Source organism: Hoeflea sp. 108, assembly GCF_000372965.1.
In the GTDB taxonomy this organism is placed as follows: Bacteria; Pseudomonadota; Alphaproteobacteria; order Rhizobiales; family Rhizobiaceae; genus Aminobacter.
In genome coordinates this window covers 2143450-2164565 of sequence record NZ_KB890024.1, presented here as the reverse complement: position 1 = coordinate 2164565, position 21116 = coordinate 2143450, and the positions used below count along the sequence as shown (strand labels likewise).

At 62.2% G+C, this 21116-nt stretch carries 18 protein-coding genes and 2 tRNA genes; 9 read left to right on the top strand and 11 right to left on the bottom strand.

Features of this window, described 5'->3' with window-relative positions; all coding sequences use genetic code 11:
* Positions 1–2: 2 nt before the first annotated feature.
* From B015_RS0110565 to B015_RS0110530, 8 genes are all read right to left on the bottom strand, one after another.
* Positions 3–821: a tetratricopeptide repeat protein gene (locus B015_RS0110565; RefSeq protein ID WP_026227131.1), complete on the bottom strand. Its 819-nt coding sequence runs from the start codon at positions 819–821 to the stop codon at positions 3–5.
* Positions 822–1529: 708 nt separating this feature from the next.
* Positions 1530–2642: an outer membrane protein transport protein gene (locus tag B015_RS0110560; RefSeq protein WP_018427659.1), complete on the bottom strand. Its 1113-nt coding sequence runs from the start codon at positions 2640–2642 to the stop codon at positions 1530–1532.
* Between the two features lie 366 nt (positions 2643–3008).
* Complete coding sequence (locus B015_RS0110555) at positions 3009–5792, bottom strand: valine--tRNA ligase (RefSeq protein WP_018427658.1); 2784 nt, start codon at positions 5790–5792, stop codon at positions 3009–3011.
* Between the two features lie 147 nt (positions 5793–5939).
* A complete protein-coding gene (locus B015_RS0110550) occupies positions 5940–6668 on the bottom strand; it encodes a PopZ family protein (RefSeq protein WP_018427657.1) in 729 nt (242 codons plus the stop codon).
* Positions 6669–6880: 212 nt separating this feature from the next.
* Positions 6881–8260, bottom strand: a complete 1380-nt coding sequence (locus tag B015_RS0110545; protein ID WP_280657457.1) for a TolC family outer membrane protein — start codon at positions 8258–8260, stop codon at positions 6881–6883.
* Between the two features lie 165 nt (positions 8261–8425).
* A complete protein-coding gene (locus B015_RS0110540) occupies positions 8426–9100 on the bottom strand; it encodes a protein-L-isoaspartate O-methyltransferase (RefSeq protein ID WP_018427655.1) in 675 nt (224 codons plus the stop codon).
* A gap of 83 nt (positions 9101–9183) precedes the next feature.
* Positions 9184–9257 (bottom strand) — tRNA-Cys (locus B015_RS0110535).
* A gap of 152 nt (positions 9258–9409) precedes the next feature.
* The gene (locus tag B015_RS0110530) at positions 9410–9673 is read right to left on the bottom strand and encodes a PGPGW domain-containing protein (protein WP_018427654.1); all 264 of its coding nucleotides are present in this window, start codon (positions 9671–9673) and stop codon (positions 9410–9412) included.
* 199 nt (positions 9674–9872) lie between these two features.
* Here B015_RS0110530 and B015_RS0110525 point away from each other — a divergent pair.
* Positions 9873–9947, top strand: a tRNA-Asn gene (locus B015_RS0110525).
* A 452-nt stretch (positions 9948–10399) separates the two neighbouring features.
* Here the strand turns inward: B015_RS0110525 and B015_RS0110520 are convergent.
* Positions 10400–11332, bottom strand: a complete 933-nt coding sequence (locus B015_RS0110520; RefSeq protein WP_018427653.1) for a glutaminase — start codon at positions 11330–11332, stop codon at positions 10400–10402.
* Positions 11333–11738: 406 nt separating this feature from the next.
* On the opposite strand from B015_RS0110520, the gene B015_RS0110515 reads away from it, so the two are divergent.
* On the top strand, positions 11739–13337 hold the full coding sequence (locus tag B015_RS0110515) for an amidohydrolase (RefSeq protein ID WP_026227130.1): 1599 nt from the start codon (positions 11739–11741) through the stop codon (positions 13335–13337).
* A 251-nt stretch (positions 13338–13588) separates the two neighbouring features.
* A complete protein-coding gene (locus B015_RS0110510) occupies positions 13589–13735 on the top strand; it encodes a hypothetical protein (RefSeq protein WP_245262152.1) in 147 nt (48 codons plus the stop codon).
* A 33-nt stretch (positions 13736–13768) separates the two neighbouring features.
* On the opposite strand, the gene B015_RS0110505 is transcribed toward B015_RS0110510, so the two are convergent.
* Positions 13769–14917 carry an aminotransferase class I/II-fold pyridoxal phosphate-dependent enzyme gene (locus tag B015_RS0110505; protein WP_026227128.1) on the bottom strand — a complete coding sequence of 383 codons (1149 nt, stop codon included), beginning with the start codon at positions 14915–14917 and terminating at the stop codon, positions 13769–13771.
* Between the two features lie 136 nt (positions 14918–15053).
* Between B015_RS0110505 and B015_RS0110500 the strand changes: the two genes are divergently transcribed.
* The 6 genes from B015_RS0110500 to aat all read left to right on the top strand — a co-directional run bounded on the left by B015_RS0110500 (position 15054) and on the right by aat (position 20376).
* Positions 15054–16454 carry a M48 family metalloprotease gene (locus B015_RS0110500; RefSeq protein ID WP_040456665.1) on the top strand — a complete coding sequence of 467 codons (1401 nt, stop codon included), beginning with the start codon at positions 15054–15056 and terminating at the stop codon, positions 16452–16454.
* 52 nt (positions 16455–16506) lie between these two features.
* A complete protein-coding gene (locus B015_RS0110495) occupies positions 16507–17280 on the top strand; it encodes a DsbA family protein (RefSeq protein WP_018427648.1) in 774 nt (257 codons plus the stop codon).
* Between the two features lie 150 nt (positions 17281–17430).
* Positions 17431–17865 (top strand): type II 3-dehydroquinate dehydratase, encoded by a 435-nt coding sequence (aroQ, locus tag B015_RS0110490; RefSeq protein WP_018427647.1) that lies wholly within the window; start codon positions 17431–17433, stop codon positions 17863–17865.
* A gap of 27 nt (positions 17866–17892) precedes the next feature.
* The gene (gene accB, locus B015_RS0110485; protein ID WP_018427646.1) at positions 17893–18372 is read left to right on the top strand and encodes an acetyl-CoA carboxylase biotin carboxyl carrier protein; all 480 of its coding nucleotides are present in this window, start codon (positions 17893–17895) and stop codon (positions 18370–18372) included.
* 18 nt (positions 18373–18390) lie between these two features.
* Entirely contained in the window at positions 18391–19734 is a 1344-nt protein-coding gene (gene accC, locus B015_RS0110480) for an acetyl-CoA carboxylase biotin carboxylase subunit (protein WP_018427645.1), read from the top strand.
* A gap of 27 nt (positions 19735–19761) precedes the next feature.
* Positions 19762–20376: a leucyl/phenylalanyl-tRNA--protein transferase gene (aat, locus tag B015_RS0110475; protein ID WP_018427644.1), complete on the top strand. Its 615-nt coding sequence runs from the start codon at positions 19762–19764 to the stop codon at positions 20374–20376.
* Positions 20377–20520: 144 nt separating this feature from the next.
* Here the strand turns inward: aat and B015_RS33820 are convergent, their stop codons facing one another.
* Positions 20521–21090: a DUF2155 domain-containing protein gene (locus tag B015_RS33820; protein WP_245262150.1), complete on the bottom strand. Its 570-nt coding sequence runs from the start codon at positions 21088–21090 to the stop codon at positions 20521–20523.
* Between the last annotated feature and the right edge of the window lie 26 nt (positions 21091–21116).

Sequence of the window (21116 nt, the reverse complement as noted above, 5' to 3'; positions counted from 1 at the left end):
AGCTACTCGTTGCCCTTGGTCAGGATATCCTGCGCAAGCGAAATGGCGGTGCGGCGGTCGGATTCGTCGGCAAGCGCAAATGCCTCTTCCTGCATGCCGCGAATCCAGGGCTGATCGGACGGGGTGGCGCGCTCAAGAGCCGCCGTCATCATGGCCAGGCCGCGCACGACCTTGCCGCTCTGGAACAGCAGGTTGCCAAGCGTCGCCTGCGCACCGGCATGGCCCTTCTCGGCGGCCAACTGCAGCCAGCGGCCTGCCTGGGTGACACTGGCCTTTACGCCGCCATCGCCCTTGAGGAACATCTTGCCCATCTCGAACTGGGCATCCGGGTTACGGTAGTTGGCGGCGGCGCGCATGTAATATTCCTGCGCGGCGATCGAATTGGGCGAGACCGGGCTGCCCGGAATGCCGGCCTTCAAATAGCCGCCCAGCGCCACCAGCGCGTCGGACACATAGCTTTCCTCAGGCGAGCCGGGCTCGACGTCCTGCTCGGCGATCTCCGAGAAGAACTTGAAGGCTTCATAGTCGTTGCGGGTGACGCCGTCGCCTTCCGCATACATGCGGGCAAGCTTCCAGGTGGCGCCGATCTGGCCGTTTTCGGCGGCATAACGATAGGCTTCGACAGCCTGGTCCTTGTGGCCGTTCTTGTAGGCGGAGAAGCCGAACTGGAACACCGCCCAAGGGTTCGACTGCGGCTTTACGCCGGTCTTGTCGTCGAACACCTTGTCGTCGAAGGCAAGCGCCTGTCCGGCCGCACCGAGCAGGGCGGCCGCCACAAGCGCCGAAAACGCAGATGCTCTCACAAACTCGGAAACCCGCATGGCAGTTCGTTTCTTCCGCCCGACCTGACGGGGTGCCGCGCCATGGCGCACCCCGACTGCCCGGGCACATTTCCGGTTCGCGGCCGACCGTTCGGTCGAACGCGGCGTACAGTCTTTCGCCCTCTCCGCAAATTCCGCTTCGGACTGCGCCATGCCGATTTCTTCGGCCCGGCGCATGATGTCTTCAGCGTCATGCAAACGAACATGGCTGGCGTTTTCGGCCAAAGTACGGCCAAGCTTGCCTTCAAGACCTTCGCGCAAGCAATTATGATCGACGGAAGTCGCGGCAGAGAATGCGTCGGCGCCAAGCATTGTCGGGTTGCTTTCGGACGCGCCTGGAAACCTCGCCGGCAAAGACGAAAACGCCTGAGCGGCCGTCATGCGACGGCGCTGCTGCTTGGCCTTGAAGATCGCCTTGGCGTCCATTCTGTCCCTGCCGCGCGAAGCGGCCCTGTTTACCAATCTCACGCCATGTTCCGAGCGCGGTCCGAAGACCTATCCGGGGTGCGCCGGGTTTATGGCGGGAAATTGGCAATGTCCCCGTCATGTTCCTTAGACGAAAGCTTGCCTGAAAACTGTTGCTGAATCGTCACAACTGTTGCGCGCTTGCAGCGCCATGGTTTCCAAATGGCAAACGCACGCGGGAGTGCGGCAGGGACAAAAAAGCCGGGCACGAGGCCCGGCTTCTTCTGGATCAGATAGTGGCGCTTACCACTTCACGCTGTAGCCAGCAGAGAGGGCAAAGCCCCAATCGGCCTGAACCGTACGGTTCAGGACTGGAACATACTTTGTTTCAGAAACTTCGCCCATATAGATCGCGGCGCCGCCCAGGCGGAGTTCTCCCCCGAGAGCATCCTTCATCGAAGCGCCGACCCCGATCGAGTAGGTGTCTGCAGTGAGATCCCAACCGGTGCCGACACCACGGTCCCACGAAACAAATGCAGTTCCCGAAATCTTGTCGGTGAAGGCATGACCAACGCCGCCAGTAATCGTCCAGCCATCTTGCCAATAATATTCATTTCGGCTCGACAGGCCCAACGCTGGGACATTCAAGACAAGTTCCTTGGTCACCGACCAATCAGTCCACTTGACATTACCGTAGGCCAGCCAGCCGGGAGCGACACCCGTCTGGAACTTCAATTCAACGCTTTGCGGCAGTTCCGCAGTGCCATTGGCCGGCAATGTCGCGGCACCTAGATAGAGCGCGCTTCCCGTTGCTTCAACGTTGAAGCCCGAACGGTAGAGAAGCTGTGCCCGAAGGGCGATTTCTGGAATTTCGTACGCAATCCCTGCTCGCCAGCCGACATTATTGTCTTTCAGCGTACCGTCAATAGCGCCAGCACCCGCAACGAGATTGTATTCGAGGCTCTCCACGAAGGCGCCACCGATGAGCCAAATGCGCCCCTTGCTCAAATCTACCTTGTATCCACAGGTCGCGGCAAACTCATTGACGTGGAAATCCTCATCAAGCTTCGCCACCGGGCCACTAGGTGTCGGCCAAGTAGCACCACCGCCGAATGACTGTGTGAAGGTTCCTGCGCATCTGAGGTCCTCAAGAATATTGAACTTCACCGCCGCAGACGGAATAGCGTAGCTATCGGCATAGTCGACGCCAACCAACTGAGGATTCAGAAGGTTCTTCGAGTACTTCCTCGTTGGATTAACATAAGTGACGCCGGTACGAATGTTGAAATTGCCTTCCTCGAACAGAATGTCCGTATCGGCCGTGCCGCGCGAGAAACCGCCGGCCTGGGCTGCGCCTGCCGCAACGATCGTCAGCGCCGTTGCCCCCAGCAGCGCTTTGAGACGCGAAATGTTCATTGAGTCCTCTCCCGAAATGCTCGTGCTGAGAATTGAACGATTTCATCCTGCTCACGCAACATTGATTTTTTCCAAACGATGGCAGCGCTGCGGCAGTACAACCGCCGGGTTGCCGAGCTTCCGCTTACGCAAACGTCAATTTTAGTGAAATTGGTGCTACCTGCCCCTGATTTCGTGGGAAAATTCGGAACCAGAAAACAAAAACAGCCCGAAATCGGGCCATTCTCGACGTTTGTTACATTATGGCAACAATCGGGCGTAAAATGGTTACATTAGCCACAATTTACGCATGGTCATGCCCATCGGCCGAGCAAAACCAACCCCTGCCGCAGCGTCATTCCGCGGCAGGGTTTTGCTGTAATCCGGTCAGCCGGCTTCGCGCACGCGGGCGAGCGCGGTGTCGAGTTTCTGCTGGGCAAGGCGATATTCTTCCAGCTTCTCGCGCTCGGCCGCTACGATCTCTTCCGGGGCCGACGCCACGAACTTCTCGTTCGACAGCTTCTTGTGCAGACGGGCGATTTCTTCGGTCGTCTTCGCCAGTTCCTTTTGCAGACGTGCAGCCTCGGCAGAGAGGTCGATCAGGCTGCCCAGCGGCAGGCAGGCGGTCGCTTCGCCGGCAACGATCTGTGCCGAGCCCTTGGGGGCCGCAGGCGCATGGGTAATGTCACCGACCCGGGCCAGACGGGCAATCGCCGACTGGTGGCGCTTGAGGCGCTCCAGCGTCACGTCGTTGGCGCCGACGAAGACCAGCGGTGCGATCGCGGCCGGCGGCACGTTCATCTCGGAACGGACCGAGCGGATGCCCGAGACGAGATCGACCAGCCAGTTGATCTCGGCTGCAGCCGCCGCATCTTCGAAATCGGGCGCCGGCCAGGCAGCATGGCACAGCAGCGACGACCGCTCCTTGCCCTCGCCCGCCGTATGCGCCCACAGCTCTTCCGTCATGAACGGCATCATCGGGTGCAGCAGCTTGTAGATCTCGTCGAGCACGAAGGCGGCCACGGCCTGGGTCTCGGCCTTGGCGGCTTCGTCCTCGCCCATGAAGATCGGCTTGAGCAACTCGAGATACCAGTCGCAGAAGGTGTTCCAGACGAACCGGTAGGCGCTGCCTGCCGCCTCGTTGAAACGATAAGCAGTGATCGCATCGGTGATCTCGCGCGAAGCCCGTGTGAGTTCCGTCAGGATCCAGCGGTTGACAGTCAGCTTGGCGTCGTTGAGCCAGAACGCGTCATCGCGCGCGACACCGTTCATCTCGGCAAATCGCGTGGCGTTCCACAGCTTTGTACCGAAGTTGCGGTAGCCGGCGATGCGCGCCGGATCGAGCTTCACATCGCGCCCCTGCGCCGCCATGATGGCAAGCGTGAAGCGCAGCGCGTCGGCACCGTACTCGTCGATCAGCTCCAGCGGGTCGATGACGTTGCCCTTGGACTTCGACATCTTCTGGCCGTTCTTGTCGCGAACCAGCGCATGGACGTAGACCGTGTGGAACGGCTCCTCCTCCATGAAGTGCAGGCCCATCATCATCATGCGGGCAACCCAGAAGAAGATGATGTCGAAGCCGGTCACCAGCACGTCGGTCTGGTAATAGGTGTCGAGCTCCGGCGTCTTGTCGGGCCAGCCAAGCGTCGAGAACGGCCAAAGCGCCGACGAGAACCAGGTGTCGAGCACGTCCTCGTCGCGGGTCAGAATCTTGCCCGGCTCGAAATTCTCGAGCTGTTCCTCGACCCAGGCCTTCCACGGGCCTTCGAGCGCCAGATAGTGCTGGACGGCTGCATCCAGCGCCTCTTCTTCGGTGCGCGCGACAAAGACCTGGCCGTCCGGGCCATACCAGGCCGGGATCTGATGTCCCCACCACAGCTGGCGCGACACGCACCAGGGCTGGATGTTCTCCATCCAGTCGAAATAGGTCTTTTCCCAGTTCTTGGGCACGAAGTTGGTGCGGCCCTCGCGCACGCTTTTGATCGCCGGTTTGGCGAGCTCGGCGGCATTGACATACCACTGGTCGGTCAGGAACGGCTCGATCGGGACGCCGCCTCGGTCGCCATGCGGCACCATGTGCTTGTGCGGCTCGATCTTGTCGAGGAAACCGCCCTCTTCCATGATCTGGACAACGAGCTTGCGCGCGGCAAAACGGTCGAGGCCCTGCAGCTGCGCCCAGACGCGCTCTCGCATCTCGGTGCGCTCGACGCCCTCGAGGAACTCGTCATTGTCGACGATGTTGATGCTCGCCTCGACGGTGAGAATGCTGATCTGCGGCAGGTTGTGGCGCTTGCCGACCTCGAAATCGTTGAAGTCGTGCGCCGGCGTGATCTTGACCGCGCCCGAACCCTTTTCCGGATCGGAATATTCATCGGCGACGATTGGAATCTTGCGGCCGACGATAGGCAGCACGACGTTCTTGCCGACCAGAGTCGCATAACGCGTGTCGTCGGGATGGACGGCAACGGCGGTATCGCCAAGCATCGTCTCGGGCCGCGTGGTCGCAACCGTGATGTAGGTGGCCGGGTTCTCGGGATCGTAGACCTCGCCTTCGACCGGATAGCGGAAGTGCCAAAGGTTGCCGTTGACCTCGTGCTGCTCGACTTCGAGATCGGAGATCGCGGTCAAAAGCTTGGGGTCCCAGTTCACAAGGCGCTTGTCCTTGTAGATCAGGCCCTGCTGGTGCAGCGTGACGAAGACTTCGATGACGGCCTTCGAAAGACCTTCATCCATGGTGAAGCGTTCACGCGACCAGTCGCAGGAGGCACCCAGCCGCTTCAGCTGGTTGAAGATCATGCCGCCGGACTCGTCTTTCCACTCCCAGACCTTTTCGACGAACTGTTCGCGCGTCAGGTCGCGGCGATGGACCTGTTTTTCCATCAGCTTGCGTTCGACGACCATCTGGGTGGCGATACCTGCATGGTCCATGCCCGGCTGCCACAACACATTCTTGCCGCGCATGCGCTCGAAGCGCACGAGGATGTCCTGCAGCGTGTTGTTGAGCGCGTGGCCCATATGGAGCGAGCCGGTAACGTTGGGCGGCGGGATCACGATGGTGAACGGCTCGGCACCCTCAGGCGCGCCGGCGCCAGCCTTGAAGGCATCGGCCTCTTCCCACGTCTTGGCGATCTTCGGTTCGACTGATTTGGCGTCGTAAGTCTTCTCAAGCATCGGAATTTGTTCCGTTCGGTCCGGATTTTCTGGTCCGGTGTAAATCGGATGGGTGGGATCGAGTCAACAGCATCGCCAGTGCGGCGACCGGGGCCGAAACGAAAACGCCGCCCGTAGGCGGCGCGTTCCAACCAATCTGGGTAGAATTTACTGTGAGCCGCGGGCGATACGCTCGATCTCTTCGCGTACCAGACGCTCGACCAGCGTCGGCAGGTTGTTGTCGAGCCAGTCCTGCAGCATCGGCCGCATCATCTCGGCAGCAATATCGTCAAAGGACTTGCGGCTGCGCGCGGCGTAAGCCTCGTTGAGCTCGCCAAAGGCAGCAGACACCTGCTTGCCAGCCTGCTCAGAGATGATCGCCGGCCGAGCCGAGGATACTTCCTCCTGGACAGAGGCATCGACAGCGGGCTGCAGCACCGGAGCTGGCTCAGAGACGACCGAAGCCGGACCAGCAAGACGCTCCATGTCCTCGACAGCGGCAGTCGAAGACGGCGTCCAGGTGGCCGTAGTGATTGGCCGAGCCGTAGCAATGGCCTCGGCCACAGGCGCGGCAGGCTCGATGGCGACAGGCTTCCGCGGCTCGATCGTCGGCCAGGCCGGGACGACAACCTCTTCGCGCTCGACATGCTCGAATTTCACCGGTGCGGCCTCAGGCTTGGCTTCCAGCGGCGCTGCCTTGGCTGTCTGCAACTCGGCCCTGAAGGCTTCGACCTCGATGACGTTGCGCTCGGCCCGATCGTCTTCGGGCTCCGGACGGACCTGGCCAAAATCGACTGCGGGGCGTCGCCCGGTGTCGTTGTCCTCGATAATCCTGCGGATGGAAGCGAGTATCTCTTCCATCGAGGGTTCGCGCTGAACGCTGTTTGCCTGGGCCATCGTCACATCCGCCGCCTTTGTGACAGTACACAAAACCCGCCCACAATCACGGGCTTCGAATCAGGCTTTCAGCGTAGCCTACTGATTCCCCGGAGAGAATCCCCAATCGGGAGGCTCCGGCGATTTCAACAGATACATGAATTTGACCGCCAAATGACAACGGGCGCCCGCTCGGAAGAGCGGACGCCCGTTCAAATCGTGATGCGGTGGAATCAGCGACCGTCTGGCGTCCTCAGGCCGGTCCACTTGTCCTTGACGGCATTGTAGTGCTCTTCAGGATTGTACTTTACGACCTTGAGGCCGAGCCTGTCGACAGACAGGGCACCGGTTGCCTGCAGGATGCCATAGCTTGCCACAACGACGTCGCGCTCCGACGAAGCGAGATTGATCTGCGCCGTGATGACGTCGGCCTGGGCATTCAGCACGTCCAGCGTCGTACGCTGGCCGACATTGCGCTCCTCGATGACGCCATTCAGTGCGAGCTGCGCGGCAGCCACCATGGCGCGGTTGGCCGAAACACCCTCGCCGGCTGCCTGATACTGCGTCCAGGCAGCAACCACGGCCGCACGAACCTGGTCGCGGCTGACGTCGACCTGGATACGCGCCTGGCCGAGCGATTCTTTATTCTGGCGAACGATGGCCGGGGTGCGGCCGCCGGAATAGATCGGCACGGTCAGGGTCGCGCCAATGCTGGCGGAGGTTGAATTGCCGTCAGCGGCAGCGTCAGGCGACGTGTTGCGATAGGCCTGGGAAATGCCAGCAGAAGCCGATAGCTGCGGCAGCAGCGCGCCTTCGGCCGACTTGACCGAGAAGCCGGCAGCATCGACCAGATGCTGCGTGGCCAGGATTGCCGGATGCTGCCCCTGGGCAACCCCCAGCGCTCCATCCAGGTTCTTCGGCAGGAGCTTGCCCAGCGGCGACGCCGACTTCAGGCTCTTGGGTTCGTCGCCGACGATCTGGCGATAGATGGCAGCACTGGAAAGTGCCTGCGCACGGGCGGCACTGAGCTGGGCCACCGCAGCGGAGCGCGAGGCATCTGCCTGCGCCACGTCGGTGCGCGTACCTTCACCGACATCGAAGCGCGAGCGCGCAGCGCGCGCCTGCTCGGTCAGGAACTGCAGATTGCGCTCGGTGAGAGCGGCGACCTGGCGATCATGAATGACGTTCATATAGGCCTGGGCAGCGGTGAACAGGATGTTCTGCTCGGTGTTGCGCAGGCTTTCAAAGGAGGCGCGCACATTGGCCTCGGCCGCGGCCACGTTGTTCTTGGTCTGGAAACCGTCGAACAGCGTCTGGTTGATCGTCACACCGAAAGAAGCAGAGCTCAGGTTCGTCGTCGAACCGGCCCTGCGGGTGGCGGAATAGTCAACGCCGGCATTGCCGGCGATCGTGGGGCGCCAGCCGGACTTGGCAATCGCCACGCCTTCGTCGGTGACGCGCGCACCGGCGCGGGCCGAGTTGAGCTGCGAGTTGTTCTCGTAAGCCTTGGCCAAGGCGCCGAGGATCGTTTCTGCCGAAGCCGACAACGGCGACAGCGCCGTGGCGGAAACCAAGGCTACGGCAAACAAGCTCTTTCGGAAAAACGAAACCACGCGTCCCTCATTCATTCTGCGGCGCGCTGCCCGAAGGCAGCTGAAATGCCCCTCGCCGGTATCCGGCCCAAGGCGCTGATTCCAAACCGGTTCCGTCCAGAATCAGTCGCAATCGTCCGGTGCTTAGATCATCATGACGAAGGGTGCGCTGCAAGAAAAAGGCGCTTAGAACTCAAATTCGCGTGTGCGATTGAAGCCGGGTAGTGGCTTAACTGCCGCATTAAAGGCATTTCGCGAGGTCACGGCACCGCCTGATTTCAGGAAAACGCGGGCCACGCCGGCATTGCCATGCCCTTCCACGACCACCAGACGCCCCTCTTCCTTGAGCTGGGCGAGCAGTGCATCCGGCACCTGTTCGGCGCTGCCGCCGACGAAAATGACGTCGTAGGGCGCCTCGGAAGCATAACCCGCGGGAAGCGCGCCGCTGACGACCACGACATTGTCGTAGCCGAGCGAGGACAGCGTCTCGGTTGCCTTCGCTGCCAAGGCAGCATCGGATTCGAGCGCGATCACGGAACCGGCAAGCTTCGACAGCACGGCAGCCGAGTAGCCCGTGCCGCAGCCGACATCGAGGACGACGTCGCTCGCGGCGACTTCGGCAAGCTGCAAGAGCTTGGCGAAAGGCGACGGCTCCATCAGGTAGCGCGGCTGGTCCCCGTCGGCGGTCGATGCGTAACGCAGGTCTTCGTCGATATAGGCAAGCTCGCGCTGGCCGTTGTCGACGAATGCCTCGCGCGGCACCGAAAGCATCGCGGAGAGGATGGCGGCATCGGTCACATCGGTGGTGCGGACCTGGCCGTCCACCATCTTCACGCGACGTTCGGAAAAATCAGCGTTCATATTGTAACTGGCCCGCCTTCGGCGCGTAGTGCGCAAGTACTTTTACACCCGAACGTCTTCCCGGCGGCGGTTGCCGAGGAAGCTGGAGGCCTCGCCCGGAATCGAACCGGGGTGCAAGGATTTGCAGTCCTCTGCGTAACCACTCCGCCACGAGGCCTCGCCGCTTCAGGCGTCTACACGGCTCCAATAGGTTGCCAGGATTCCGCCGTCAAGCGGGCAAGACTTTTTCTCGCCGGTTTTGGACAGGCGCGTAGGGCACCATCTCCCATGCGACGCCGCTCTGCCTTCCGCGATCCGTCCTGCCTGATGTCAGGTCGTCGGCCGCTTGCGGCGTTCCCACCACACGATCAGCTTGCGGCGAACGCGGCGCACGACATGGAACTCGTGCGACAGAATCAGCAGGCCGAGCGGAATCATCCAGAAGCCCAGCACCGGCAGGAAGCCGAACAGGCCAAGGATACACAGCGCCACGCCCAGGCCGATCCGGACGCCGCGCGACCGTGGCATCGAAAACTCGCGACCGAGGATCGTGATCTTGCGGGTGGGCGGCTGAGTAGGTCTGTAGCTTTTCATCGTCCCTGCATGCGCTCGACGGCCGTGCCCGAATGTCGCAGCGACCGGGCCGCAATCCCTTGCGAAGCCGTCATATGAGCGCCATGGGCGGCAATTACCAGAAACGTTGCGGTGAAAAACTTCGAAAAAATTCGAGATTACCGCTTTGCAAATCGGAAAGCCGTTGCTATACGCCGCCTCGTTCACACCAGAGCGCTGTTCCCCGGTAGCTCAGTGGTAGAGCAACCGGCTGTTAACCGGTTGGTCGCTGGTTCGAATCCGGCCCGGGGAGCCATCATTGCAATCACACATACAGGATTGTTGGCTTAGCGTTCAGCGCGCGATCAAGCGGCCTTGCTCCTATTTACCTTGTATACCTGTGGTTCCAGGCTGATCCGGTAGCTGGCCAATTCACCATGGCAGCGCGGCCTTTCTCTTTGCCGAATTCAGGTCGATTCTGCCCGCATGACATCGCCCTCGTCCCACTCCCGACAGATACACGTGCGCCATTGGGGCGCACCAACTGCCGTCGGAGACGGAAATGCATCACAAGCGAAAGCGCCCGCGTGTTTCGGCCTGCGGCCTCTGTAAGCCGCAGAAGACGAATGAGGCGTGTCCTGCACACAGAAACATGAGATTCGGCGACCGTCGACGATTCGAGTCCTGTACCGAGCAATTGCACTGCGAGGGCGTAAAGATGCCACCGATTGCCGTCCGCAGCACCTGAATGTCCGCCGGTCCTGCCCTTCAGCGCGCGGCGAAGATCGACCAGTTCATGCGCTTGGTGAGCTTTTCCAGCGCGATCGAGCCAAGCTGAGAATTGCCGCGCTCGTTCAGGCCCGGCGACCAGACGGCGATCGAGGCGATTCCCGGCACGACGGCCAGGATGCCGCCGCCGACGCCGCTCTTGCCAGGAATGCCGACGCGGAAGGCAAATTCTCCCGAGCCGTCATAGTGGCCGCAGGTCAGCATCAGCGCATTGATGCGGCGCGCCCGCTCGGCCGACACCACCGTATGGCCCAACGATTCTATTCGACCGGCGTTGGCGAGGAAGCGTCCGGCATTCGCCAGTTGCAGGCAGCTCATGGCGACTGCGCAGTGATGGAAATAGACCCCGAGCGTCAGCTCCGGCGCATGATTGAGATTGCCGAAACCCTTGAGGTAATTGGCCAGCGCGAAATTTCGGAAGCCGGTGGCGCGCTCGGAGTTGGCGACATCGCGGTCGATGAGGACGGAATCGTCGTCAGCGACGGTGCGCATGAAGCTCAGCACCTCGCCGATGGCCTCGCGCGGCTGATGTCCCGACAACAACACGTCCGAGATGACGATGGCGCCGGCATTGATGAACGGATTGCGCGGGATGCCGTGCTCGAGTTCGAGCTGGACGATGGAATTGAAGGCCGAGCCCGACGGCTCGCGGCCGACGCGATTCCACAATTGGTCGCCCACCCGCCCGAGCGCGAGGGCCAATGTGAACACCTTGGAGATGCTCTGGATCGAGAACGGTTCTTCAGCATCGCCCGCCGTCGCCACCTCGCCGTCATTCATGACGACCGCTATGCCGAACTTGGCCGGGTCGATCTTGCCGAGCTCGGGAATGTAGGACGCAACCGCGCCGCGCTCACTGTAGCCGGTCATCTCGGCGACGATCTCGTTGATGACGTCTTTCACGCTGGGCATGGCATCCGCTGGCTCTTCGGCCGGAATCGAACCGGTCGCCCGTTCTACATGAAGTCGAGCGGTGCCCGCCACCTGCACGCCAGTTCATATTGGTCTGGCTCACGCCGCCGCCAGGCATTTCCGGTGAATGATCCAGAAGTCGACTGCGACAGGGCCAAACGCTTACCCAGAGTTGTTCGGAGCAACTTCAACAAGCATCTTTGAGACACAGATATTAGCGATCGCTCAGAATGACTGAGCCATACTCGGCAGATTTCTGCGCATATTTTCCTATTTTCAGCCTTCGGCAAGAATATTCTTGCGGACACCTGCCGCAGCGGCAATCATTCAAGCTGCCGCTGCGTAAGGTGGTAGAAAAAATGCATTCCCTTGGTCAGCGGCGATTGTCGATCAATGGGAGATTTTCATGAAGTGCGTTTCACGAATTGCCCTGGCCGCGTTGCTTGCGGCATCCGCGTCGACCCTAGCCCTGGCGGAAGGGCAAAAGCCAATGGACGCCGCTGCGGTTGCCGACCTCAAGAAACGCGCCGTCGAAGGCGTCGAGGCTCGCGCCAAGATGGCGCAGGAGATGACGGATTCCATCTTCAGCTTCGGCGAACTGGCGTTCCAGGAGGTCGAAACCTCCAGATACATCACCGATATCCTGGAGAAGAACGGCTTCACCGTCGAACGCGGCATCGCCGGCATGCCGACCGGCTGGGTCGCCAAATGGGGCTCGGGCAAGCCGGTGATCGCGCTGGGCAGTGACATAGACGGGCTGCCGAAGACCTCGCAGATGCCTGGCGTTGCCTACCAGAAGCCGATGATCGATGGCGCGCCCGGCCATGGCGAAGGCCACAATTCGGGTCAGGCGGTCAATGTCGTGGCGGCACTCGCACTCAGGGAGCAGATGGAAAAGGACAAGCTGCCGGGTACCATCATGCTGTGGCCCGGCGTCGCCGAGGAGCTTCTCGCCGGCAAGGCCTACATGGTGCGTGACGGCGTGTTCAAGGACGTCGACGCCGTGCTGTTCACCCATGTTGGCAACAACCTGACCACCACCTGGGGCCAGCCGAACGGCACCGGCATGGTCTCGGTCGAATACACATTCAAGGGCGAGTCGGCGCATTCGGCCGGTGCACCGTGGCGCGGACGCAGCGCGCTGGACGGGGTCGAGCTGATGAACATCGGCTGGAACATGAAGCGCGAGCACCTGCGACCCGAGCAGCGCTCGCACTATGTCATCCCGGACGGCGGCGACCAGCCGAACGTCGTGCCGTCGGCAGCGACGGTCTGGTACTTCATCCGCGAGCTCGACTTCGAGAACATCTCCAAGAATTTCGAGACGGCCAACACCATGGCCGAAGCGGCGGCGAAGATGTCCGACACGACGGTGACGCGCCAGATCGTCGGCACCGCAGCACCTCGTCACTTCAACAAGCCGATCGCGGAAGCTGCCTATGCCAACATCAAAGCGGTTGGACTGCCGAGCTGGACCGAGGACGAACAGGCCTTCGCCAAGGCCGTACAGAAGACCGTCAAAGCCAAGGAAGAAGGGCTCGCCACCAAGCTCCGCGAACTCCAGCCTCCACTTGAGAAGCCGGAGAGCGGCGGCTCAGACGACATCGGTGACATCTCCTGGGTGGTGCCGACGATCACGCTGAACTATCCCTCGAACATTCCGGGACTGCCTGGCCATCACTGGTCGAATGCCATGTCTATGGCGACGCCGATTGCCCATAAGGGCGTGGTCGCGGGCTCCAAGGTCGTCGCAATGACCTCTATCGACCTCTTCACCAACCCGGAGCTGCTGGCCAAGGCGGCCGACTATTTCAACAATGAGCAGCAGAAGGGCCAGAAGTACGTGCCGATGCTGACGGCCGACGACAAACCGCAGATCCAGAAGAACGTGGAGATCATGGCGACCTTCCGGCCAGAAATGAAGAAGTTCTACTACGATCCGGCGAAATACCCGACTTACCTCGACCAGCTCGGGATCAAGTTCCCGGTGCTTGAGAACAAGTAGTCGGCACTTTGAGCTTGGCGGCGCATCGGTCTGGTCCTGACAGCCGGTGTGCCGCCATCACCTCCCCTGCCTCTTTCGTAACGGGGCCGTTTCCTGCCCGAAACTTGTTCCACACCTCGCTCGTAACGGTGACGTTGCGTGCAACATGGGGCTGTTACAAGCGGCCACTAACATAGGTCCAACTCGCATCAGGAGCAGTGGCCATGCGATTTTCAGAGGTTCGCGAAACACTCCGGACCATGGGAGTGGTGATGAGCAAACGCGGCGAAACAATCCGCCTCAACCACTTCGGCGGGCTCGAGGACACGGCACGATACACCAACGACCTCCAGGACGCGCTGGCGCTCGGGCGCGAACTGGCCCAGCCGCGCAGGCGCGCGGTGTTTTACCTGGGCTGAAGCGCAAGCGGGCCCTGCCTGAGACGATTGTGCTCAGCGCAGCCAGCGCTCCAGCCGGTTCATCGCCTCGATCATCTCGTCATGGCTGCCTGCATAGGAAAAGCGCATGGTGCGGTGACCGGCACGGGTATCGAAGTCGCGGCCCGGCGTCGCTGCCACATGTGCCTCTGCCAGCATGCGCTTGGCAAACTCCATGCTGTCGTTGGTCAGCCTCGTGACATCGCAGAAGGCATAGAAGGCGCCGTCCATAGGTGCTGCAAAGCTGAAACCCAGCTGCGGCAGCCGCTCGACCAGAAGCTCGCGGTTCCAGGCGTAGCGCGCCTTCACAACCTCCAGCTCGGCGGTGGCGTTGAACGCCTCGATGGCCGCCACCTGCGACAGCTCCGGCGCGGAAATGTAGAGAGACTGGGCAATGCGCTCGACCGGGCGCACCAGCCGCTCCGGCAGCACCATCCAGCCGATGCGCCAGCCGGTCATGCAATAATATTTCGAGAAAGAATTGATGACGGTCACATCCTCATCGAAGGCGAGCGCGGTCAGGTCGGGCGCGCCATAGGCGAGCCGGTGGTAGATCTCGTCGGAGATGACGGCGATTCCGAGTTCGCGCGCGGTGTCGACCAGCGCCTTCAGTTCGCTTGCCGGCACCACGGCCCCGGTGGGATTGGCCGGGCTTGCAAACAACACGCCCTTCAGCGGCTTGTCGGCATGCGCCTGCCTCAAATGGGCGGCATCCAGATATGGCGCTCCGTCGAGTTCGATCTCGACCACGTCGAGGCCGAGCGCGCCCATGATGTTGCGATAGGCAGGATAGCCGGGAGCAGCGATCGCCACGCGGTCGCCGGCATCGAACATGGCAAGGAATGCCAGATTAAAGGCCGCCGACGAGCCGGTGGTGACGGCGATTCGCGAGGCGGGCACATCGAGACGGTAGTGCTCGGCATAATGCCCCGAGATCGCCTGGCGCAGCTCGGCGAGGCCGAGTGAATCTGTGTAGCCGATGCGGCCAAGCTTGAGAGCGGCCGCCGCCGCGTCTCGGACGCGCTGCGGTGCGGGGTCGGAGGGTTGACCCACGGCCATCGAAATGACCGGTGTTCCCAAAGCCTTGAGCCTGTTGGCTTCGGCCAGTACATCCATCGCGTGAAACGGCTCGACCTCGCCGCGCCGTGAAATTGCCACTGCCATTTTCGTCCACTTTCTGCCGCCAAACCTCAGGCAACGCGCCGCACAAATGCCTGATTGATATGGGGATCACAAGTTGATGACTTTTCCCAACCTGCCTTTTCACAGCCCGACGGCTCGTTTACGAGTGTTTCCCGCCATGCTGACCAAGAATAGTCTTTCGCGTTTCGTAACAAGATCGGCGCGCGCCGCGACCGCGCTTGCGCTGTCGGCCGCGATTGCCGCCGGCTCGACTGGCGCCGCACATGCCCAGCGAGTGCCGATCGTGCGCGACGCCGAGATCGAGGCATTGGTGCGCGACTACGCCCGGCCGATCCTCAAGGCAGCAGGCCTCGGCAATTCCGGCATCAACATCGTGCTCGTCAACGACCCGGCTTTCAACGCCTTCGTTGCCGGCAGGCGTATTTTCGTCAACACCGGCGCTCTGATGACGGCCGAGACGCCGAACGAGATCATCGGCGTGCTCGCCCACGAGGCCGGTCATATCGCCGGCGGCCACCAGGAGCGGCTGCGCGACCAGTTGGCGCGGGCCCAGACCATGGCGATCGTTGCCGCCCTGCTCGGCGCCGGTGCGATGGTTGCGGGTGCGGCTTCCGACACCAAGGGCCTGGGTGCCGCGGGCGCGGGCATCGTCTCAGGCGGCTCGGAAATGGCGCGTCGCAGCCTGCTCGGCTACCAGCGTTCGGAAGAGACCACCGCCGACCGCTCGGCCATCACCTATCTCAATGCCACCGGCCAGTCGGCCCAGGGCATGCTCAAGACCTTCCAGCGCTTCCAGAACGCGTTGTCGTTGTCGGGCGCGCGCGTCGACCCCTATCAGGTCAGCCACCCGATGCCGCGCGAGCGTATCGCCAACCTCGAAACGCTGGCGCATGAGAGCCAATATTTCGACAAGAAGGACCCCGAGGCGCTGCAGCAGCGCCACGACATGATGCGGGTCAAGATCGCCGCCTACACGCAGGGCCAGGCCGCGGCCTCGCGCCTGCTGCGCGGTTCCAGCGACGACCTTGCCGTGCGCTATGGCGATGCTCAGACGACCTACCTTTTCGGCGACCTGCGCTCGGCGCTGAGCAAGACCGACGCGCTGATCAAGTCGCAGCCGAAGAACGCCTATTTCCACGAGCTGCGCGGCGACATTTTGATGAAGTCGAACAAGCCAGCGGCCGCTGCCGAATCATACGCCAGCGCCGTGCGGCTCGATCCGGCCAAGTCGGGTATCCTCCCCGTGCAGCTCGGTCAGGCCTATCTCGCCATCGGCACGCCCGATGCACTGAAGAAGGCGGTGACCGAGATCAGCAAGGGCCTCGACCGCGACCGCGAGAACGCCGCCGGCTACCGCTACCTGGCGCAGGCCTATGGCATGCTGGGCGACGTCGCCGACGCCGACCTTGCCACGGCCGACGGGCACTACTACAGCGGCGCATATCAGGACGCCAAGATCTTCGCGATGCGGGCGCAGCAGAAATTCCAGCGCGGTACCCCCGGCTGGGTGCGCGCCCAGGACATCATCAATTACAAGGCGCCGGGCAAGAAGAAGTGAAGCTTCTCGCCGCTGCCACGCGACATAGCCGAAAGGGCTGGAGACCTAACGAATGAAAAAGACGCTTCTTCTGGGCACCACCGGCCTTGCCGTCGGCTTCGCCATGCTCACCCTCGGCTATCTGGCCGGCAGCCCGAACACCGCCCACGCGGAAGGTGCTGCAACCAATCTCGACCGCAAGCAGATCGAGACGATCGTGCGCGAGTACCTGCTCGACAATCCCGAGATGCTGCTCGAGATGCAGGGCGCGCTCGAGGCCAAGCAGAAGGAAGAGCAGCGCGTCGCCAATCTCGACGTGATCAAGCAGAACAAGGACGAAATCTTCAACTCGGCGTTCGATGGCATCGTCGGCAACCCCAATGGCAAGACCACCATCGTCGAGTTCTATGACTACAATTGCGGCTACTGCAAACGCGCCCAGGCCGACATGCACGCGCTGGTCAAGGCCGATCCCGAGCTGCGCTTCGTGCTCAAGGAATTCCCGATCCTCGGACCGGATTCCCAGAAGGCACATGTCGTGTCGATGGCCTTTCACAAGCTGATGCCGGAGAAGTATGGCGAGTTCCATGACAAGCTGCTCGGCGGCGAAGGCCGTGCCGGCGAAGCCCCTGCCATCAAGATCGCCCTCGAGCTCGGCGCCGACGAAGCCAAGCTGCGCGAGGCGATGAAGGACCCGGCAATCGTCGAGGCCTTCAACCGCACCTATGAGCTGGCCAACAAGCTGCAGATCAGCGGCACCCCGTCCTATGTGATCGGCAACGAGGTCGTGTTCGGCGCACTCGGTCAGGAAGTGCTGGCCGAGAAGATCGCAGCGGCCAAGGATTGACGAGCCGAGGCAACCCGCCGGAGGCATTTCGCCCAATGAGCCGTTGTGGACAGCGCAAGAAGTCGCTTGCGCTCTTTCCGCGACGGCTTATGCCGATTATAGAGGGTCCGCCGCGCCAGAGAGGATCTGGCGGGTGGAAAGGTCTGTAGCTTGAAAACGGTTTTCGTCCTCAACGGTCCGAACCTTAATCTCCTGGGCAAACGCGAGCCCGGGATTTATGGCGGCAAGACGCTTGCCGACATCGAGGCCGACTGCCATGCAGCAGCCGCCTCCCTCGGGCTTGCAGTCGATTTCCGCCAGTCGAACCATGAAGGCGTCCTGGTCGACTGGATCCACGAAGCCGGCGAAGAAGCCGCAGGCATCGTCTTGAATGCAGGCGCCTATACCCACACCTCGATCGCATTGCAGGATGCCATACGGGCCGTCTCTCCTCTGCCGGTCGCCGAGGTGCATCTTTCAAACATCCATGCCCGCGAGCCGTTCCGCCACAAATCGATGGTGGCGCCGGTTGCCGTGGGCATGATCTGCGGCTTCGGGCCGCTCGGATACACGCTGGCGCTGCAGGCGCTAGCCGCCCGGCTCTGACCGGAAACAGACAGAAAAGGCTTGAACATGGCGACGAAGAAGAACGATGGTTTTGACCAGCAGATCGTCCGCGACCTCGCAGGGATCCTGAACGACACCAACCTGACCGAGATCGAGGTCGAGCTCGGCGATCTGAAGGTCCGCGTGTCGCGCCAGTCCCAGGCCGTCCACGCCTACGCCGCGCCGGCGCCGCTTCCGGTCGCTGCGGCAGCAGCAGCCGTCAACTCCACCGCCGCAGCAGCGCCCGCGCCGGCAGCAGCCATCGACATCGCCAAGAACGCCGTGTCGTCGCCGATGGTGGGCACCGCCTACCTGGCTCCCTCGCCCGACGCCAAGCCGTTCATCGAGGTTGGCGCTACCGTCAAGGAAGGCCAGACACTTCTCATCATCGAGGCGATGAAGACCATGAACCAGATCCCCTCGCCGCGTTCGGGCAAGGTGACTGCGATCCTGATCGAAGACGCGCAGCCTGTCGAATTCGGCATGCCGCTCGTCGTTGTCGAGTAAGCCGGAAGGCTGCGCGCAATGTTCCAGAAAATCCTGATCGCCAATCGCGGCGAAATCGCGCTGAGAGTGCTGCGTGCGGCCAAGGAGCTCGGCATCAAGACGGTTGCCGTGCATTCCACCGCCGACGCCGACGCGATGCATGTGCGGCTTGCCGACGAAAGCGTCTGCATCGGACCGCCGCCGTCGCGCGACAGCTACCTCAACATTCATCAGATCGTCGCGGCCTGCGAGATCACGGGTGCGGACGCAGTCCATCCCGGCTATGGCTTCCTGGCCGAAAACGCCAAGTTCGCCGACATCCTGGCCGCGCACAACATCACCTTCATCGGTCCCACGGGCGACCACATCCGCATCATGGGCGACAAGATCGAGGCCAAGCGCACCGCAAAGCGTCTAGGCATCCCGGTCGTCCCCGGTTCGGACGGCGCCGTCACCGATGAAAAGGAAGCCAAGCGCATCGCGTCCGAGATCGGCTACCCGGTCATCATCAAGGCCTCGTCCGGCGGCGGCGGTCGCGGCATGAAGGTTGCCCTGACCGAGGCGGACATTGACGTGGCGCTGGCCACCGCGCGCTCGGAAGCGGGTGCCGCTTTCGGCGACGACGCCGTCTACATCGAGAAGTATCTGCAGAAGCCGCGCCACATCGAAGTTCAGATCTTCGGCGACGGCGCAGGCAAAGGCGTACACCTCGGCGAACGCGACTGCTCGCTGCAGCGCCGCCACCAGAAGGTCTGGGAAGAGGCCAACTCGCCTGCCCTGAACTCCGAGGAACGCACCCGCATCGGCGACATTTGCGCCAAGGCGATTGCCGATCTCGGCTACTCGGGTGCCGGCACGATCGAGTTCCTCTACGAGAACGGCGAATTCTATTTCATCGAAATGAATACGCGTCTTCAGGTCGAGCATACGATCACCGAAGCCATCACGGGCATCGACCTCGTGCACGAACAGATCCGTGTCGCTTCGGGCGGCGGTCTTTCGGTCACGCAGGATGACATCAAGTTCAACGGCCACGCCATCGAATGCCGCATCAACGCCGAGGATCCGCGTACTTTTGCGCCCTCACCCGGCACGATCACGCATTTCCACACTCCCGGCGGCCTCGGCATCCGTGTCGATTCGGGCGTCTATTCCGGCTACAAGATCCCGCCCTACTACGACAGCCTGATCGGCAAGTTGATCGTCCACGGCCGCAACCGCGTCGAGTGCATGATGCGTCTCAGGCGCGCGCTGGACGAATTCGTGGTAGATGGTGTCAAGACGACGTTGCCGCTGTTCCGTGATCTCGTGGGCAACCCCGATATCGCCAATGGCGACTACGACATCCACTGGCTGGAAAAATACCTCGCCAAAAGCGAGTAGGCCCAAAGCGAGTAGATTGGGGGTCACATGACCCGACCCTATGCGCCCGGCTTCGGCATACCTACGGACCTTCTCCTGAAGGCCTATGCGTCGGGCGTCTTTCCCATGGCCGAAAGCGCCTCTGACCCGGAAGTCTTCTGGGTCAGGCCGGAGACGCGCGGCGTCATCCCGCTCGACAGCTTCCACATCCCCCACAGCCTGGCCCGTACCATCAGGCGCGGCCATTTCGAAATCCGCGTCAACAGCGACTTCGAAGGCACCATCGACGCCTGCGCGGAGAAGCGCTCGGGCCGCCTGTCGACCTGGATCAATGGGCCGATCCGCGAAGCCTATACGCGGCTGAACAGGATGGGCAACGCCCACTCGGTGGAAGCGTGGCGCGACGGCCATCAGGTCGGCGGGCTCTATGGCGTGTCGCTTGGCCGGGCCTTCTTCGGCGAAAGCATGTTCTCGCGCGAGACCGACGCATCCAAGGTCTGCCTGGTCCATCTCGTCGAACGGCTCCGCGAACACCACTTCGTGCTGCTCGACACGCAATTCACCACCGACCACCTGAAGCGCTTCGGCGCAGTCGACGTGCCGCGTGGAAAATACGAGAAGATGCTGGCTGATGCGATTACCGGCGAAGCATCTTTCGACTGAGTTCTTACTCCATGGCAGGGCTATCTTGCCGGTGATGGATGAAGCGCAATATCCCCGGCGTTGAGCAGACGCAGGCCGGTATGACGCAGCGGCCGCCTGCCGCTCACGCGCCGACGTCAGCCTGGAACACCGAATAGAACGGGATCAGTTGGTCTTGGCGGCCTGTGGCGCCGGCACTTCGGACTTCTGCTTGCAGCCCTTGAGCCAGACGTCATAGACGGCGTGCTCGACGGCGTTGAGGCCGGGGCTTTCTGCAAACATCCAGCCGGTGAAGATGCGTCGGATCTTGCGGTCGAGGGTGATCTCGTCGACCTCGACGAAGGAGTCGGTCTTGGGCTCCTCGCTCTCGGGGCGCGAGTAGCAGACGCGCGGTGTCACCTGCAGGGCGCCGAACTGCACCGTCTCGTCGACATAGACGTCGAAGGTGATGATGCGGCCGGTGATCTTGTCGATGCCGGCGAATTCGGCGACCGGGTTCTTGATGCGCTGAGCCTGGGTGGTCTTGGGCGCAGGGGTCACCTGGGGTGCTGGAGCCGCCTGGGGCTGCTGCTGGTCGGGCGCGGCCTGGGTGTCGTCGAGAGCCGGCAGATCGTCCATGCCCTCGGCCGGCATTTCCTCACTCGGAAAGGCCTGCGGGTCAAGCGGCAGACGCTGGATGCTGTCCTGGGCTGCCGCGTGGCCGAGGCCGGCACACAGTGCCATTGCCGCAAGCAAGGCTTTCGCCTTCGATCTTCCGTCCG